13 protein-coding genes are annotated in these 15,187 nt (G+C 69.7%); 6 read left to right on the top strand and 7 right to left on the bottom strand.

The genetic code is table 11. The features are described from left to right. Window positions 1-174: 174 nt before the first annotated feature. Complete coding sequence (locus tag AC1DU6_RS01280) at window positions 175-1,452, bottom strand: efflux RND transporter periplasmic adaptor subunit (protein WP_477855903.1); 1,278 nt, start codon at window positions 1,450-1,452, stop codon at window positions 175-177. Window positions 1,453-1,656: 204 nt separating this feature from the next. On the opposite strand from AC1DU6_RS01280, the gene AC1DU6_RS01275 reads away from it, so the two are divergent. The 3 genes from AC1DU6_RS01275 to AC1DU6_RS01265 are packed head-to-tail and all read left to right on the top strand — an operon-like array spanning window position 1,657 to window position 5,282. Next, window positions 1,657-3,306, top strand: a complete 1,650-nt coding sequence (locus tag AC1DU6_RS01275; RefSeq protein ID WP_457320346.1) for a DUF1800 domain-containing protein — start codon at window positions 1,657-1,659, stop codon at window positions 3,304-3,306. 1 nt (window position 3,307) lies between these two features. Beyond that, window positions 3,308-4,645 carry a DUF1501 domain-containing protein gene (locus AC1DU6_RS01270; protein WP_477855902.1) on the top strand — a complete coding sequence of 446 codons (1,338 nt, stop codon included), beginning with the start codon at window positions 3,308-3,310 and terminating at the stop codon, window positions 4,643-4,645. Window positions 4,646-4,682: 37 nt separating this feature from the next. Then, window positions 4,683-5,282 (top strand): DUF6151 family protein, encoded by a 600-nt coding sequence (locus AC1DU6_RS01265; protein ID WP_457320350.1) that lies wholly within the window; start codon window positions 4,683-4,685, stop codon window positions 5,280-5,282. Between the two features lie 6 nt (window positions 5,283-5,288). On the opposite strand, the gene AC1DU6_RS01260 is transcribed toward AC1DU6_RS01265, so the two are convergent. The 6 genes from AC1DU6_RS01260 to AC1DU6_RS01235 form a co-directional block, all read right to left on the bottom strand. Continuing rightward, a complete protein-coding gene (locus AC1DU6_RS01260; RefSeq protein WP_457320352.1) occupies window positions 5,289-5,792 on the bottom strand; it encodes a hypothetical protein in 504 nt (167 codons plus the stop codon). Between the two features lie 215 nt (window positions 5,793-6,007). After that, entirely contained in the window at window positions 6,008-7,240 is a 1,233-nt protein-coding gene (locus tag AC1DU6_RS01255; protein WP_457320354.1) for a DUF1501 domain-containing protein, read from the bottom strand. A gap of 5 nt (window positions 7,241-7,245) precedes the next feature. After that, window positions 7,246-8,811, bottom strand: coding sequence for a DUF1800 domain-containing protein (locus AC1DU6_RS01250; protein WP_477855901.1), 1,566 nt, complete (start codon window positions 8,809-8,811; stop codon window positions 7,246-7,248). 142 nt (window positions 8,812-8,953) lie between these two features. Continuing rightward, the gene (locus AC1DU6_RS01245; protein ID WP_056205400.1) at window positions 8,954-9,331 is read right to left on the bottom strand and encodes a response regulator; all 378 of its coding nucleotides are present in this window, start codon (window positions 9,329-9,331) and stop codon (window positions 8,954-8,956) included. A 206-nt stretch (window positions 9,332-9,537) separates the two neighbouring features. Beyond that, on the bottom strand, window positions 9,538-10,275 hold the full coding sequence (locus AC1DU6_RS01240; protein ID WP_056205403.1) for an Hpt domain-containing protein: 738 nt from the start codon (window positions 10,273-10,275) through the stop codon (window positions 9,538-9,540). A gap of 14 nt (window positions 10,276-10,289) precedes the next feature. Then, window positions 10,290-10,913 (bottom strand): helix-turn-helix domain-containing protein, encoded by a 624-nt coding sequence (locus AC1DU6_RS01235; RefSeq protein ID WP_477855906.1) that lies wholly within the window; start codon window positions 10,911-10,913, stop codon window positions 10,290-10,292. Between the two features lie 87 nt (window positions 10,914-11,000). Between AC1DU6_RS01235 and AC1DU6_RS01230 the strand changes: the two genes are divergently transcribed. The 3 genes from AC1DU6_RS01230 (at window position 11,001) to AC1DU6_RS01220 (ending at window position 15,169) form a co-directional block, all read left to right on the top strand. Beyond that, a complete protein-coding gene (locus tag AC1DU6_RS01230; RefSeq protein ID WP_477855900.1) occupies window positions 11,001-11,639 on the top strand; it encodes an HD-GYP domain-containing protein in 639 nt (212 codons plus the stop codon). Then, window positions 11,636-12,448: an ABC transporter substrate-binding protein gene (locus tag AC1DU6_RS01225; protein ID WP_477855899.1), complete on the top strand. Its 813-nt coding sequence runs from the start codon at window positions 11,636-11,638 to the stop codon at window positions 12,446-12,448. The genes AC1DU6_RS01230 and AC1DU6_RS01225 overlap by 4 nt, the downstream gene beginning before the upstream one ends. A gap of 207 nt (window positions 12,449-12,655) precedes the next feature. Beyond that, complete coding sequence (locus tag AC1DU6_RS01220) at window positions 12,656-15,169, top strand: ATP-binding protein (RefSeq protein ID WP_477855898.1); 2,514 nt, start codon at window positions 12,656-12,658, stop codon at window positions 15,167-15,169. Window positions 15,170-15,187 lie beyond the last annotated feature (18 nt).

Genomic DNA, 15,187 nt, shown 5'->3' with positions numbered 1-15,187 from the left:
GCACGGCACAGCTCGTGCACGTGGTGCTGGTGTGCGGTTCAGGGCCTCTTCTTTGGTGACTTTCTTCTGGCCCCGCAGAAGAAAGTTACCCGGCTGCCGGGACGGACTCCCGGCAATGCAGCGATCAGCAGCACTCGTCGCAGCACCAACCTGATCAAACATCACGACCAACCCTCAATCCGCAATCAGGACGCGCTCCGCGCCCTTGAAGTTGTCCGACCCGGAGATGACGACACGGTCTCCGACCTGCAGGCCCGAGATCACCTCGACCCGCTCCAGCGAACGCGCACCCAGCTTGACGGCGACCTTCTCGGCCACGCCGCCCCGCACCACGTAGGCAAAGCTGCCGCCGCTCTCGTCGACGAAGCTGCCGCGGGCCACGCCCAGCACCTTGTCGCGCTTGTCCAGCAGCACCCGCACCGACAGGCGCTGGTTCTGGCGCAGCTGCTCGGGCTGTTGCCCGGCAAAGCGCAGCCGTGCGCTGACCTCGCCATTGACGACCTCGGGCGACACCGAGCTGACCTGGCCGGCCCAGCGCTGCCCGTTGCCGGTGATCTCGCCGGGCATGCCGGGCTGCAGCTCGCGGGCAAAGCTCTCGGCGACCTGCATCTGCACTTCCAGCGCCGACAGATCGATGACCGACAGCAGCTTGGTGTCGCGGGCGACATTGGTGCGGTCGGGAATGAAGAGCTGGCCGACCTGGCCATCCACCGGTGACCGCACCTGCAGCTCGCTCACCTGGCGCTCCAGGTCGGCCACCAGCAACTGCTGGCGCGCCAGGGCACTTTGCTTGGCCTGAACGTCGAGCTTGAGGCTGTCGGTCTTGAGGCCGCGCAGGTCGCGGGCCTGGTCGTGCGCGAGCTTGGCCTTGGCGAGAGCGTCCTGGGCGCGCTCGACCTGCATGCGCGCCGTGGCGCCGGCCTCGAAGGCCTGGGTCTGGCGGGCCAGGTCGTTCTGGGCGGTCTGCTGGTCGATGCGGGCGTTCTCGAAGGCGCTTTGCAGCGCGGCCGTCTGTTGGCGGGCCTCGACCTCGGCGCGGGCCAGGTCGGCGCGCAAGGCATCGACATTGCTGCGCTCCTGCGCGAGGCGGTTGGTCAGCTCGGGTGAGTCGACGCGGGCCAGCACCTGGTTGCGCTTGACCGGGTCACCGGCCTGCACGGCGAGCGTGACGGTGCCGGCGCCGGGCGCGAACAGCGTCGGGCTCTGCGCGGCGACGACACGGCCTTCGCCGGCGACGTCGCGCGTCAGCGGTGCCACGTCGACGGTGGCCACGGACAGCCGGGCGATGCTGACGGCCGAGTCGGCGGACAGCATCTGCTTGATTCGGCCGCCGCTCACCAGCACGAGCACGGCCACGACGACCGCGCCGCCGGCCAGCAGCAGCGGCCAGCGCCGGGACTTTTGAGCGAGGGGGCGGTCCTGTTCCGAAGTGTCGCGAAAGCGGGTGTTCATGCCCTGTCTTCCGCAAGGGATGTGCCAGCACGCGCCGCGTGAAAAATCAACGACTTGCAACCGTGACATGTGTCCGCGGACAGGTGGCGGACAGTCCGTACAAGGTCCGCAACGGGCAGCAGCGTTTGCTTACGAAAGCGCACAACTGGTGGCGAGACGACACGACTGGCCGGCTCCAACAATCGCGCCGCTTCGGAGACTGAAATGACTCTCGCCCGACTTTGCCTGCTGGCCGCGCTGACCAGCCTGAGCTGGCCAGCGCTGGCTAACGATCTGCCGCCGTCGGCCATGACGGAGTCTGAGGCGCGCCGCTTCCTCGGCCAGGCCAGCTTCGGGCCGACGGACGCCAGCGTCACCGATGTGATGGCCCGCGGCCGCGCCGGCTGGCTGTCGAGTCAGTTCAACCTCGCCAACTCCGACTTCAGCGGCGTGCCGTATGTYGACCCCGACTCGAGCAAGGGCTGCCCCACGGGCGCGCCGGCCACCTGCAAACGCGACAACTACACGCTGTTCCCGGTGCAGGTGCAGTTCTTCGCCAACGCCGTCAACCAGCCCGACCAACTGCGCCAGCGCACGGCCCTGGCGCTGTCGGAGATCCTGGTCGTGTCGGGCAATGTCATCAAGCTGCCCAATGCGATGGCCGACTACCAGCGCATCTTTTTGCGCAACGCCTTCGGCAACTTCCGCGACGTGCTCAAGGAGGTGACGCTGTCCCCGGCCATGGGGCGCTTCCTGAACATGGCCAACAACGACAAGCCCAACCCGACCAAGGGTATCGAGCCCAACGAGAACTACGCCCGCGAGGTGCTGCAGCTGTTCTCCATCGGCCTGTCCCAGCTCAACCTCGACGGCAGCCTGCAGCTCGATGCCAAGGGCCAGCCCATCCCCAGCTACGACCAGGACACGGTCGAGGGCTTCGCCCACGCCTTCACCGGCTGGACGTATGCGCCGCGGCCGGGCGCGACGAAGAACAAGTTCGGCAACCCGAGCTATTACGACGCGCCCATGGTCGCCTTCGACGACCACCACGACAAGGGCACAAAGAAGCTGCTGGGCGGCACCGTGCTGCCCGGCGGCCAGACGGCGCAGGCCGACCTGGACGCGGCCATCGACAACATCTTCAACCACCCCAATGTCGGCCCCTTCATCGGCCGCCAGTTGATCCAGCAGCTCGTCACGGCCAACCCCAGCCCGGCCTATGTGCAGCGCGTGGCCACGGCCTTCAACGGCGGGGCCATCGTCAATGGCCAGCGCAGCAAGCGCGGCGACATGAAGGCCGTGCTGACGGCCATCCTGACCGATGCCGAGGCCGCCTCCCCACAGGCGCCTGCCAGCTTCGGCAAGCTGCGTGAGCCCATCCTGCAACTGACGCATCTGCTGCGCGCCCTGGGCGGCGTCAGCGATGGCATCTGGCTGCGCAGCCAGGCCGCGAGCCTGGGCCAGACGGTCTACAGCCCGGCCAGCGTCTTCAACTTCTTCCCGCCCGACTACGACCTGCCCGACAACCCGGCCCTGGATGGCCCGGCCTTTGGCGTCTTCAACGCCAGCGCCGCCTTCAAGTTGAGCGGCGTGCTGCAGACGGCGCTGAACGGCAAGGGCGTGGCGGCCGACGCTTCTGTGCCCGGCGCCACCGGTACCAAGATCGACCTGACCCGCTGGCAGGCTCTGGCCGCAACGCCGACCAGCCTCGTCGCCGAGATCAACCGCGTGCTCTTCGCCGGGCGCGCCAGCAGTGCCTTGCAAGCTGCACTTCTGAAGGCAGCGCAGATCGCGCCGGCCACCAAGCCGCTGGATCGCGCGAAAGCTGCACTGTTCCTCGCCGCGATGTCCCCCGAATACCTGGTGGAGAACTGAAATGCTGTCCCGACGCCATCTGCTCTCCCACGCCGCCGCCTTCGCCGGTGCCTCTGCCCTGCCCTCGCTCGCTGCGCCGCTGCTGGGCAGCGACTACCGCGCTCTCGTCTGCGTCTTCCTCTACGGCGGCAACGACGGCAACAACATGGTCGTGCCGATGGACACCGCCGGCTACGCCGCCTACGCGAAGGCGCGCGGCACGGCCGGTGCGGGTGGGCTGACGCTGCCGCAATCGGCCCTCGCACCGCTGAACGGCGGCGGCGTCGGCCTGCACCCGGCGCTGACGCCGCTGGCCGACATCTGGAACCAGGGCCACCTGGCCGTGCAGGCCAACGTCGGGCCGCTCGTGAAGCCCATGACCAAGGCCGAGTTCAATGCGGCCAATGCCCAGCGGCCGAGCAACCTGTTCTCCCACGACGACCAGCAGGACCAGTGGCAGCGCGGCCAGGCCTTCAGCGGCAACGCGATGCCGTCGACCGCCGGTTGGGGCGGCCGCATCGCCGACCTGCAGGCCGCCAACGGCGTCGTGCCCATGGCCCTCTCGGTCAGCGGCAACAACGTCTTCATGAACGGCGCGACCAACTCGGGCCTGACCGTCGGCAGCGGCACCAGCTTCGCGATCAAGGGCTTTGGCAACAACCCCAGCGCCAGCCCCCTCTACCAGCTCTACCAGGGCCTGCTGCAGCAGCCCTACGGCAATTCCGAGGAACGCGCCGCCGCCAGCGTGCTCAACCAGGCCATCAAGGCCAGCAATGCCTTGAACACGGCCCTGTCCGGCACCGGCAGCATCGCCGGCCTCTTCAACGGACTGGGCAGCAACGTCGCCCAGCAGTTGCTGACGGTGGCCAAGATGATCGAAGGCCGCTCGGGCCTGGGCGCCACGCGCCAGCTCTTCTTCGTCAGCATGGGCGGCTTCGACACCCACAACGACCAGCTCAACCAGCAGCAGGCCCTGTTCTCGGACCTCGGCCCCGCGCTGAAGGCCTTCTACGACGCGATGCAGCAGCTCGGCGTTGCCAACGCGGTGACCACCTTCACCGCCAGCGATTTCGCGCGCACCTTGCAACCCGCTTCGGGCGGCGGCACCGACCACGCCTGGGGCAACCACCAGTTCGTGCTCGGCGGCGCCGTCAAGGGCGGGCTCTACGGCCGCATGCCCCAGCTCGTGCTCGCCGGGCCGGACGACATGTCCGACGAGGGCCGCTGGCTGCCGACCACGTCGGTCGACCAGATGAGCGCGACGCTGGCCAGTTGGTTCGGTGTCGGCGCGGCCGACCTGGGCGCGGTTTTCCCCCACCTGGCCAACTTCAACGTGAAGAACCTGGGCTACTTCGGCTGATGACAAAACCGGAAGGGGCGGCTGGTACAACCGTCCCATGCCCGACACCTACTCCATCCAGTGCCGCTGCGGCCAGCTCCGCGGCCTGCTGCAGCCCACACGCCCGTCCAATCGCTGTGTCTGCTATTGCTCCGACTGCCAGGCCTTTGCCCGATACCTGGGCACGCAAGACGCGCTGGACAACCAGGGCGGCAGCGACATCGTGCAGGTCCCGGCCTCTCACGTCGTGTTCACGCAGGGCCAGGACCGGCTGACCTGCATCCGCCTGACCGACAAAGGCATGCTGCGCTGGTACGCGAGCTGCTGCCGCACGCCGATCGGCAACACTCTCGCAGACCGGAAGGCCGATTTCGTCGGCCTGATCCATACGGGCCTCGGTCAGGACAAGGCTGCGCTCGCGGCGTCGTTCGGACCGGTCACGATGCGTGTGGGCGTCGACGGCGCCCTGGGCGACAGCAAGCCGAGAGCGGCGGGCATGTTCAGCGGCATCGCCAAGACCCTTGCCATGATCATCATGGGCCGTCTGCGCGGGACCTACCGCGCCAGCCCCTTCTTCGATCCGCAGACCGGCACTCCCGTTGCGAAGCCCCGGGTGCTGTCCACCAAGGAACTTGCGGCGGCCAAGCGCGTCGGCTGAACGCAGCTACTTCGCCTGAAGCTCTTCGCAGGGCTGGATCATCAGGCCGTAGTTGGCCTCCTTGGCATACAGGAAGCGCCCGCTGCTGACTTCGAACAGCAGCTCGGTCGAAACGATGCGGCCCCACCAGGCGCGCAGGAAAAGCAGATCCTCGTTCAGCCACTGCACCTCGACGTTCTGGGCCAGCTCGGCGAAGTCCAGCCGCCAGACGCGCTTGGGGCCCTGCAGCGTGTAGATCTCGATGGTGTTGACGCGGGGCACGCCCTCCTTCGTCGAGTCGATGGTCACCAGACGATGGAAGGCCGCCGTGTCGTGGGGTGAGCGCGGCTTGTACTCGGGGTCGCTGTCGTCCAGCTCGCGCTCCGGCCGTGCGACCAGGCGCTTGACCGACACATGACCCGCCAGCGGCACCAGACGCGGCGCGGAATACTCGACGCTGACGGCGTCGCAACGGGGGGCAGCCTGAGCATTGCAGGCAAGGATCAGCAGGGCGAGAGCGGTGTGGCGCATGGGGCGAGACGCTGAAGGTGGCGGGATGCTGCCAGCCTCAACGCCCCGCGCCGCGGCGGGATGACTTCGTTCGTGGGGGGCGGGCGGCTTTCAGGCGCCGACCGCGACAAGGAAGCAGTAGGCCAGCACCGCGCCCCMCAGGCACAGCCCGAACAACGAGGAAGCGCTTCGCATCATGTCGTTCTCCCATTCGTTAGAACGCGGCTGCCGGCGCCTCAGGCACGCAGCAGCTTGTCCGCATAACGCCAAGTTTGCGGGGCTTGGGGAAACACTGTTGCCAGTGCGGTTTCCGACAGGCCGAGATGGCGCTGCAGCAACGGCGTCAGCACCTGGCGGAAGTCAGTGCGCACGGCCAGGTCACGTCCGTCGGCCAGCGCGCTGGCGTCCAGGCCCGGCCATTCGCCCAGCATCTGCCCGCCGGCGACCGGGCCGCCGAGCAGCCAGATGACGTTGCCGCGGCCATGGTCGGTGCCGCCGTTGCCGTTCTGGCGCAACGTGCGGCCGAACTCGCTGACGACGACGATGACGGTGTCCCTGTAGGTGTCGCCCAGGCCCACGCTCAGCGCATCCAGGCCCTCGCCCAGGCTGGCCAGGCGGTTGGCGAGCTGGCCGCGGGCGGCGCCTTGGTTGACATGGGTGTCCCAGCCGCCCACCGCCGTGAAGGCAAGCTGGGTGTGGGCGTCCTTGCGGATCAAGGTACCCAGGCGCCGCGCATCAGCGGCGAAGCTGCGCGCGGACGGCGCACCGGCGTCGGCGCTCGGATCCATGGACTTTCCCTCGCCCGCCGCCATRCTGCGGCTCATCTCGCCGCGGCCCTGGGTGGTGTCGCGCAGCGTGCCGCTGAGCTGCGCATCGTTGGCATAGAGCTTGGCCAACCCGCTTTGCATCTGCGGGTCGTCGATGGCGCGGCGCTGCATCGCATTGGGCCCCAGGCCGAGGCTGGCGACGCTGGCCGTGCCGGCAAAGATGCGCGGCGGCGTGCTGCCCTGGCTGATCGCGCGCGTTGGCGCCGGCTCACCCGGCAGGGCCGTCAGCAGCCGGTTCATCCAGCCATCGGGCGTGGACTTGCGACCCGGCGTACCGGACTCGAGGTAGTCCTGGGCGTCGAAATGCGAGCGCGTCGGGTCGGGCGAGCCGCTGGCATGCACGAAGGCGAGCTGGCCGCCGTCCCAGTGGCGCTTCAGTGGGCTCAAGGATGGATGCAGGCCGAACAGCGAATCGAGCTTGATGAGGCCATCCTCCGCGCCCGGTGCCGCGAGCGCAATCTGCGGGCGGCTGGTGGCGTACTCGCGCTCGCCATAGGGCGCGACGACCGACAGGCCGTCCACCGCGCCGCGCAGCATGACGACGACGAGCTTCTTCTGGGTGCCCCCCTGGGCGTGCACCAGAGACACAGGCAGGCCGCCGAGGGTGAAGGCACCGAAGTGCAGCAATTGACGACGCAACATGGCGGTCACCTTTTCATGAAATCGGGGCTGGCGAGCAGCAGGGCAACCTGCTGGCCCACAGGCTCGGTCGCCAACGTGCGGCGCGTGGGTTCACTGACCGACGCACCCAGGGTGCTGGTCAGCTTCTCGGCGCTGATGCCACTGCGCTGGCCCAGCGTCGTCGCCAGTTGCACGCGCTGCGTCAGCGCCTCGGGGTTGCGCCAGGCGGCCGCAGTGTTCTTGTAGCCATCGGGCGTTTGTGCGCCGTAAAGAGGCTGGCCCGCCTGCGCCAGCGCGGCGAGCAGATTGCGCGGGTCGGCCGGCTGCAGGTCCAGCGCGCGCAGGCTGGACAGCAGGTATTGGTAGGGCGTCTTGAACTTGGCCTGGTAGGCCTCGCGGCTCCAGAACTCATCGGCGCGGATCAAGGTGCGCGCGAACTCGCGCAGGTCGCCGCCCGTGGCCTTGAAGTTGTCGGCGAGCTTTTGCACCAGGCTGGCCGGCGGGTCGTCGGCCACAAAGGCCTGGGCGAACTTGGTGGCCAGATGGCGGGCCGTGGCGGGATGGGTGGCCAGCACGTCCAGCGCGTGCTCGCCCTCGGCCTGGCCGGCGCCCTTGACGCTATGGCCCAGCCAGGTCTTGCTGCCGTTGTCATGCTTGCGCGGCTCGAAGGCGAACAGGTCGCCCGTGCCGCCGACCAGCGCCTTGCGCGTGTCCAGGCCCCAGCCGGTCAACATGCGCGCTAGCTCGGTCACGTCACGCTGGGCGTAGCCACCGTCCACGCCCAGCGTGTGCAGTTCCATCAGCTCGCGGGCGTAGTTCTCGTTGAGGCCGCTGGGCACCCGGGCCTTCAGCTCCGGCCGCTCGGCCAGGAAGCGGCGCGCGCGCTGCGGCGGCGCGTAGCCGGCGACGACGCTCTGGGCGTTGTCGAGGTAGATCAGCATGGCCGGGTGCTTGGCGGTTGCGCCCAGCATGTCGCGGAAGCGCCCGAGCACATGGGGCCGGATGGCGCGCTGCTCGTAATCGGCCACGAGCACGCCGACCGCGTTCTTGCCCGCAAAGACGTTGAAGTGGTTGAACCAGAACTCGGTCAGCACCTCTTCGAGCTGGGCCGGGCTCAGCAGCGCACGCGACAGACGGGCCGTCGCGGCCTGGCCGACGAGGGGGCGGATCTTGTCGCGCACTGCATTGATCGCATCGGCATCGGTCTTCATGCCTTGGGCCTGCTCACGCCGGGCCTCGCGAGCGGCCTTCACCGCCTCGCGGTAGCGACCCAGCAGCTCGGCCTGGCCGAGTTGGAGCACCTCCAGGCTGGCCAGGCGGGCGCTCAGGCCTTCAGGCTGCGGCAGGCGGCGCGGTTCCAGTTGCTCGCTGAGGAAGCGCTCCAGCCATTTGTCGGCGCCTTGCGCGGCGATGGCGGCGGCGTCAGCCGGGCGCGGGCCGTAGCCCAGGCGGTTGAGCGCGTGCAGGGCGCGCTCATCGGCGCTCAGGGCCGGAGCTGCAACCGCAACAGCCGCCTGGCTGCGGCGCGCTGCCAGCATGACGCCGCCAGCCAGGGCGGCGGCACTGCTCAGCACAAAGCGGCGGTTTTTCATGGGGACCTCTCCGGTTTCTTGAACCAGAGAATCGCCCGATTCACGCAAGCTCGTATGGCCGATGCGCAAAGATTTGTAGCGAGGAGCCCCTCTCGCCCGAGGCTGGCCGGCTAGGGGACGATCCGGCGCTCGGCCCGCAAATTCATTGGCCGCGAAGCCAATGCTCAAGGCTGCGCAGCGTGGCGGCTAGGTCAAGAGGCTTGTTCCAGTAGCCGTCAAAGCCATGGCGGCGCGCCAGCTGGGAAGCGACGAACTCGGACTCGGCCGTCACCAGCAGGGCCGGCACACCGTCGGGCAGGCCGGCAGCGCGCAGCTGGGTCAGCAATTCGTCGCCACCAATATCGGGCAGGCGCAGATCGCACAACAGCAAATCGACGCGATCCTGCGCCACCAGGCGTCGGGCATCCGCGCCGCTGCGCGCCACCAGCAGGCTACAGCCGGGGCGCAGCTCCAGGATGCCTTGCATCAGCATCACGTTGACGGGATCGTCCTCGACGTAGAGAACCTGGCTTGTCGTCATGCCCGCCCCTTCAAAAGCAGACGRCAGGCTGCAAGCGCCTGGATCGGGCAACACGGCATCGGCAGGGGACAGGCATAGGAACATGACTCGGGATTTTGCGCTGATTATCAAATCTATTAATACGAATGATCAATGCAACCGCCCCTGAACGGGTGGCGTCGCGCTGGATTTGCCAAATATTGCAAGGCGGCCGCGGCGAAAATCGCCTAGGCGCGACGACGCAGTTCGGCCAGCGCCCGCGACAGCGGCAGCCAGCCGTCGGGCAAGGGCCTGCCTGGCGCCCCGTCCGCCGCCGCCATCTCCAGCGCGCGGGCCTGGGCGGCCAGGGCGGGATGGCCCAGCAGCTCCAGCACGGCCTTCAGGCCATGAGCGACGCGGCGCAGTGCGGGCGCATCGCCGCTGGCGACGGCCGCATTGCCCTGCGCGAGATCATCCGCAAAGCGGTCCAGGCAGCCGGCGCGAAAACTCTCGTACAGGGCCCGATCGCCGCCGAAATGCTGCAGCACCGGGTCAACGCCCGTGGCCAAGGCCGCGACCGGTGCGGTGGCCAGGGCACGCCCCCGCAGCAGCTCGCTGACCGTGTCCAGCAACTCGGTCAGCGGCACGGGTTTGCGCAACGTGCGCACGACGCCGCGGGCGGCCAGCGCCGCATGATGGTCGGGGTGAACGCCAGCGCTGAAAATCACCCACGGTGGCGCACCGGCAGCCTGGGCCAGGCCCTCTGCGAGCAGGGTTTCGGCGGAGCCGTCGGGCAGCATCAGGTCGCTGACGACGAGCTGCCAGCCGCCGCCAGCCAGCGCGTCGCGGGCATCGGCCAGGCGGCGTACGACGCTCAGCTCGACCGCCGGCGCCGCCGGGTCATGGTCCGGCAGCTCCTCGAGAGCCAATTCGACGAAGCGGGCAATCGAGACGTCATCCTCGATCAGCAGCAAGCGCGCGGGCATAGGTATGCGCGCGCTCAGGCCGGCTGAGCCGCTGCGGCCTCGGCCAGCAGCGGTGGCAGCTCGGTGACCAGGGCCGTCTTGTGCACCAGCGGCACGCCCTCCAGCGCAAAGGCATACGGCGCACGCTGCGCCTCGTCCAGCGCGGTCACAACGATGAGGCGGCTGCGCGCGAACTGTGGGTGCGAGCGCAGGCTGGTGATCAGCGCCGCGCCGTCGATGCCCGGCAGCAGGATGTCGATGAGCAGCACGTCCGGTTCCAGGCGGCCGGCCATGGCCAGGCCGGCGATGCCGTCGGAGGCGACGTGCAGCTCGGCCTCGGGCAGTTCGCGCTTGACGACCAGGCTGATGAGGTTCTGGAAGTGCACCGAATCCTCGATGAGCAGCAAGGTCAAGGGGCGTTCGTTCGCTCGGGCGCCAGTGCCTGGCAGCGCTGTCGTCGCACGGCCGGCGCGGGCGGCGAGCCAGGCCTCCAGCGAACTGCGCAGGATGCGGCGGTGGCCGCCTGGCGTTTTCCAGGCCTGCAATTCGCCACGGTCGACCATCAGCTGCACGGAGCGCACAGCCATGCCCAGCTGTTGGGCGGCTTCGGTGGTCGAACAGGTGTCGGGCGTGGAGGGGGTACGGTTCACTTGCGATATTTTGCCGAATTTGCCGGCAATCGCCGAGCTGGAATATTTGATAAAAATGATCGCATCGGAGAATGCGGCACCGATACGGAGCTAGCCATGTTGTTCACCGCCGCCTTCGCCCCATCCACACCCCCGCTGGCGCTGCCCCATCCTGCCCTCGACGAGGGCCATGACCTTGACCGCAGCGCCCATCGCGTGCGGCTCGGGCATCTGGCGGAGGCCCTGGCCCTGCATGTGGGCATGGACGCCGACAGCGCCCGCCAACTGCGCCTGGCCGCGCCCCTGCACGACATCGGCGAGCTCGACGTCAGCCCTGCCAGCGCCGTACCGCCCTGGCCGCTGACGGCCGAGGAAGAGCGCCACCGCCGGCGCACCCAGCCGCACCGTGGCGCGGCCCTGCTCAGCGGCTCGAGCCTGCCCCTTTTCGCCCTGGCGGCCGAAATCGCCCTGTACCACCGCGAGCGCTGGGACGGCAGCGGTTATCCCGAAGGCCTCAGTGGCGAGACCATTCCGCTGTCTGGGCGTATCGTTGCCGTCGTGGACTATTTCGACGCACTGACCCTGCCCCGCAGCTACCGCCCGGCCCGCGCCGACGACCGCGCGCTGGCGATGCTGGCCGAGCAGGCCGGCAGCGCCTTCGACCCGGCCATCGTCGCCGCCTTCCTGGCCCATGCCCCCGAGCTGATCGCGCTGCGCGACCGCGTCAACGCGACGCGCGCCGGAGAGAGGGCATGACGCGGCTGGCTGCCGCGCTGCTCGGCCTTCTCGGCTTTTTGGCCACCGTCGCCGCCGCACCGGTTTCAGCGGCCCCCAACAACACAACCCCTTCGCAGCGCGTGCAGGACAGCGGCGAGTTGCGGGTGTGCATCTGGCCCGACTACTACGGCATCTCGCTGCGCAACCCGCGCACCGGCCAGCTGTCGGGCATTGACATCGACCTGTCGGCCGCCTTCGCCGCCGACCTCAAGGTCAAGCCCGTCTATGTCGACTCCTCTTTCGCGACCCTCATCGACGACCTGCTGCGCGACCGCTGCGACGTTGCGATGTTCGCCGTCGGCATGACGCCACAACGCGCTCAAGCACTGCGCTTCAGCCGGCCCTATCTGGAAAGCGACATCTATGCGGTGACAACGCGCAGCAGCCGCGTCGTGAAGAGCTGGCAAGACCTGGACCGCCCCGGCGTGCGCATCGCCGTGCAGGCCGGCACCTTCATGGAACCCGTCATGGCGGGTGCCCTCAAACAGGCTCACCTCGTCGTCGTGCGGCCACCCGACACCCGCGAGCGCGAACTCGAGGCCGGCCGCGTGGACGCCTTCATGACCGATTACCCCTACAGCCGCCGCCTGCTGGACAACGCCGACTGGGCCCGCCTCGTCGCGCCGCCCACGCCCTTCTTCGTGCTGCCCTATGCCTATGCCGTCAAGCCCGGCGACGCCGCCTGGCTGACGGCTGTGGATGAATTCGTCGGGCGTATCCAGCGCGACGGCCGGCTGCAGGCCGCCGCCAAGCGCCACGGCCTCAGCGCCATCGTGCGCGAGAAATGAGGCCCCCGGTCCAAGGCGTACCTTGGCCCGCCCCCCGAGGGGGCGGCGATGCTTGGCGGATCGACCGCCAAGCACATCGCCTGCGCGGGCCGGCTTGGGAACTGGAGTCGGACACAAGCAGTCCCTGCGGACTGCTTGTGCCTACGGAAGGACATGGACCTCTGGCCCATGGCAGGCCCGGCGCTCGGCCCGCAGGGGAGCTCTGACATGCCCCACCGGAGTCGCTGGCGCCCAAGCATCATCACAGCCAGCGCCGGCGTCCTGCTCGCGGCCACGCTGCTCGCCGGCGCGGGCTACAGCATCTGGCGCGAGAAGCGCGAGCAGACGACCGAGGCCGCCGCCCGCCAGGCGCTGCTCGCGCGCGTGCTCGAGGACCACGCCAGCCGCAGTCTGGACGCCGCCCAGCTGGCCCTGGCCGGCCTGGCCGACGTGGCCGAGCGCGGTGCTCCACCCGAGGTGCTGCAGGCCCTGCTCGGCCAGACCCAGGCCAGCCTGGGTTTCCTGCGCGGCGTCGCCCTGCTCGACGAGGCCGGCCACGTGCTGGCCGCCGCCGACCCCGCCGACCGCGGTGCGCAGATCGCCACGGCCAGGCTTGGCCCGCTGCCAGCCCTGGGCCAGGACTCGCTCGGCGGCTTCGTCGCCGCGCGCAGCCTGGCCAGCCTCGCCGGAGTCGCACCAGGCAGCACGGCCGCCGTCGTACCGCCGGGGGTGGGCTTCATCCCGCTGCTGCGCGGCATCAGGACCCCCGGCGGGCGACCGGCCCTGCTCGCCGCCCTGCTCAACCCCGACGCACTGGCCAACTTCCAGGAACTGACGCTGAACGACGCTCGCGCCGCGGCGGCACTCGTCGACCTGGACGGCCGGCTGCTCGCCGTGACCGCCGGTGCCGACCACCTGGCAGGTGAACGCCTGGCCTCGCTGCAACTGCCCACCGGCCCGCTGGCGCGCGTGCGCACGGGCAGCGAATACGGCCGCTGGGACGGCCCGGGCCTGCGCGACGCCGAGCAGCTCGGTGCCTTTCGCGCACTGCGCACCCGCCCCCTCGTCGTCGTCGTTGAACTGCCCCTGGACGAGTTGCGCACCCAGTGGCTGTCCACCGCATGGGACCTCGGCCTGCCCGCCATCGGCATCGCCGCCGCGTTGTTGGTGCTGTCGGCCGTGGGCGCGGTGGCCCTGCACGCGCGCGAGCGCTCCATGCTGGATCTCGACGAGGCCCAGCGGCAGGTCGCCGAGCGTGAGCGCGAGCTCAGCGCCATCTTCGGCAGCGTGCAGGACCTGCTGTTCCGCACCAACGCAGCCGGCCAGGTGACCTTCATCAACGAGGGCTATGCCCGCCTCAGCGGCCATCCCGTCGCCCAGGTGCTGGGCCGGCCGCTGCAGGAGCTGTTCGGCGGCTCGCCGGCCGTGGCCACGCTGTTCGCGGCCGGCGACGTTCACGAAGCCCGGCCGCACGAACTGCGCGCCGACTGGATCGCGGCCGACGGCAAGGCGCGCAGCTTCGAGATCCACCTGGTGCCGCTGCGCCGCCAGGCCGGTGTCCTCGAATGGGTGGGCAGCGCGGCCGACGTCAGCGGCCTGATGCGCGCCCAGGCCGAACTGCGCGCCCAGCTCGGCCTGGCGCGCTCGCTGCTGTCCAGCAGCCCGCTGCCCACGTCGGTGCTGGACAGCGACAACCGCTACCTCGACGTCAACCGCGCCTGGGAGCAGTTCACCGGCCGGCGCCGCAGCGAGGTGCTGGGCCGCAAGGCCGCCAGCTATCTGCGCCCCGAGGAGGCCGCCCTGCACGACAGCCGCGACGCCGAGCTGCTGGCGCGCGGCGGCGAAATGAACTACGAGGCCGTCTGGCAAGGCGGCGATGGCCGCCGGCGCGACCTCTACATCAGCAAGTCCACCTTTCCCGACGCCCACGGCCGACCCATGGGCATCGTCGTCTGCTTCATGGACATCAGCGAATTCCGCGAGGCCGAGCGCGCCACGCGCGCCGCCCGCGACGCCGCCCTGCACGCTTCGCGGGCCAAGTCCGACTTCATCGCCAACGTCAGCCACGAGCTGCGCACACCGCTGCAGTCCATCCTCGGCTTCTCCGAGATCGGCGCGCGGCGCGCGCGTGCCGAGCCCCGCCTGGCCGAGCTCTTCGGCGACGTGCACCACGCCGGCCAGCGCATGCTCAGCCTCGTCAACGACCTGCTCGACCTCAGCAAGATCGAGCGCGGCGCAGAACCGCTGCATCCTGAGCGCCTGGACCTGAGGCCACTGGCCGTCGAGGTCGGCCGCGAACTCGAGCCCCTGCTGGCCGCACGTCAGCTCAGCCTGGCCATGGCCCTGGGCGACGAGGACCTCGTCGTGCTGGCCGACCCGCGACGCCTGCAGCAACTGCTGCGCAACCTGCTCGCCAATGCCATCCGCTTCTCGCCCGTGGGCGGCCACATCGAGGTGACCGCCTGGCAGGACGATGCGGCCGACGAAGTGCGCGTCGACGTCGCCGACCGCGGCCCCGGCATTCCGCCGGACGAGCTGGAAAGCATCTTCGAGGCCTTCGTGCAGTCCAGCGCGACGAAGAACGCCGCCGGCGGCACGGGCCTGGGCCTGGCGATCTGCCGGCGCATCGCCGAGGCTCACGATGGCCGCGTCTGGGCGGCCAACCGCGCCGGTGGGGGCGCCGTCATCAGTCTGGCACTTCCCGCCACGCGCTTTGGCGACACCACGCCGGCGGCGCTTTGACGGCAACATCGAAGGGAA

It is taken from the genome of Roseateles sp. P5_B10 (assembly GCF_056400485.1).
The sequence above is the reverse complement of the archived record's forward strand: the minus strand, read 5'-3'. Positions and strand labels throughout refer to the sequence as shown.

Bases quoted from the DNA above. Each gene is read 5' to 3' on its own strand.
- AC1DU6_RS01250 (WP_477855901.1), bottom strand. From the start codon at position 8,811: ATGAAAAACCGCCGCTTTGTGCTGAGCAGTGCCGCCGCCCTGGCTGGC.
- AC1DU6_RS01270 (WP_477855902.1), top strand. From the start codon at position 3,308: ATGCTGTCCCGACGCCATCTGCTCTCCCACGCCGCCGCCTTCGCCGGT.
- AC1DU6_RS01265 (WP_457320350.1), top strand. From the start codon at position 4,683: ATGCCCGACACCTACTCCATCCAGTGCCGCTGCGGCCAGCTCCGCGGC.
- AC1DU6_RS01260 (WP_457320352.1), bottom strand. From the start codon at position 5,792: ATGCGCCACACCGCTCTCGCCCTGCTGATCCTTGCCTGCAATGCTCAG.
- AC1DU6_RS01230 (WP_477855900.1), top strand. From the start codon at position 11,001: ATGTTGTTCACCGCCGCCTTCGCCCCATCCACACCCCCGCTGGCGCTG.
- AC1DU6_RS01220 (WP_477855898.1), top strand. From the start codon at position 12,656: ATGCCCCACCGGAGTCGCTGGCGCCCAAGCATCATCACAGCCAGCGCC.
- AC1DU6_RS01280 (WP_477855903.1), bottom strand. From the start codon at position 1,452: ATGAACACCCGCTTTCGCGACACTTCGGAACAGGACCGCCCCCTCGCT.
- AC1DU6_RS01225 (WP_477855899.1), top strand. From the start codon at position 11,636: ATGACGCGGCTGGCTGCCGCGCTGCTCGGCCTTCTCGGCTTTTTGGCC.
- AC1DU6_RS01245 (WP_056205400.1), bottom strand. From the start codon at position 9,331: ATGACGACAAGCCAGGTTCTCTACGTCGAGGACGATCCCGTCAACGTG.
- AC1DU6_RS01240 (WP_056205403.1), bottom strand. From the start codon at position 10,275: ATGCCCGCGCGCTTGCTGCTGATCGAGGATGACGTCTCGATTGCCCGC.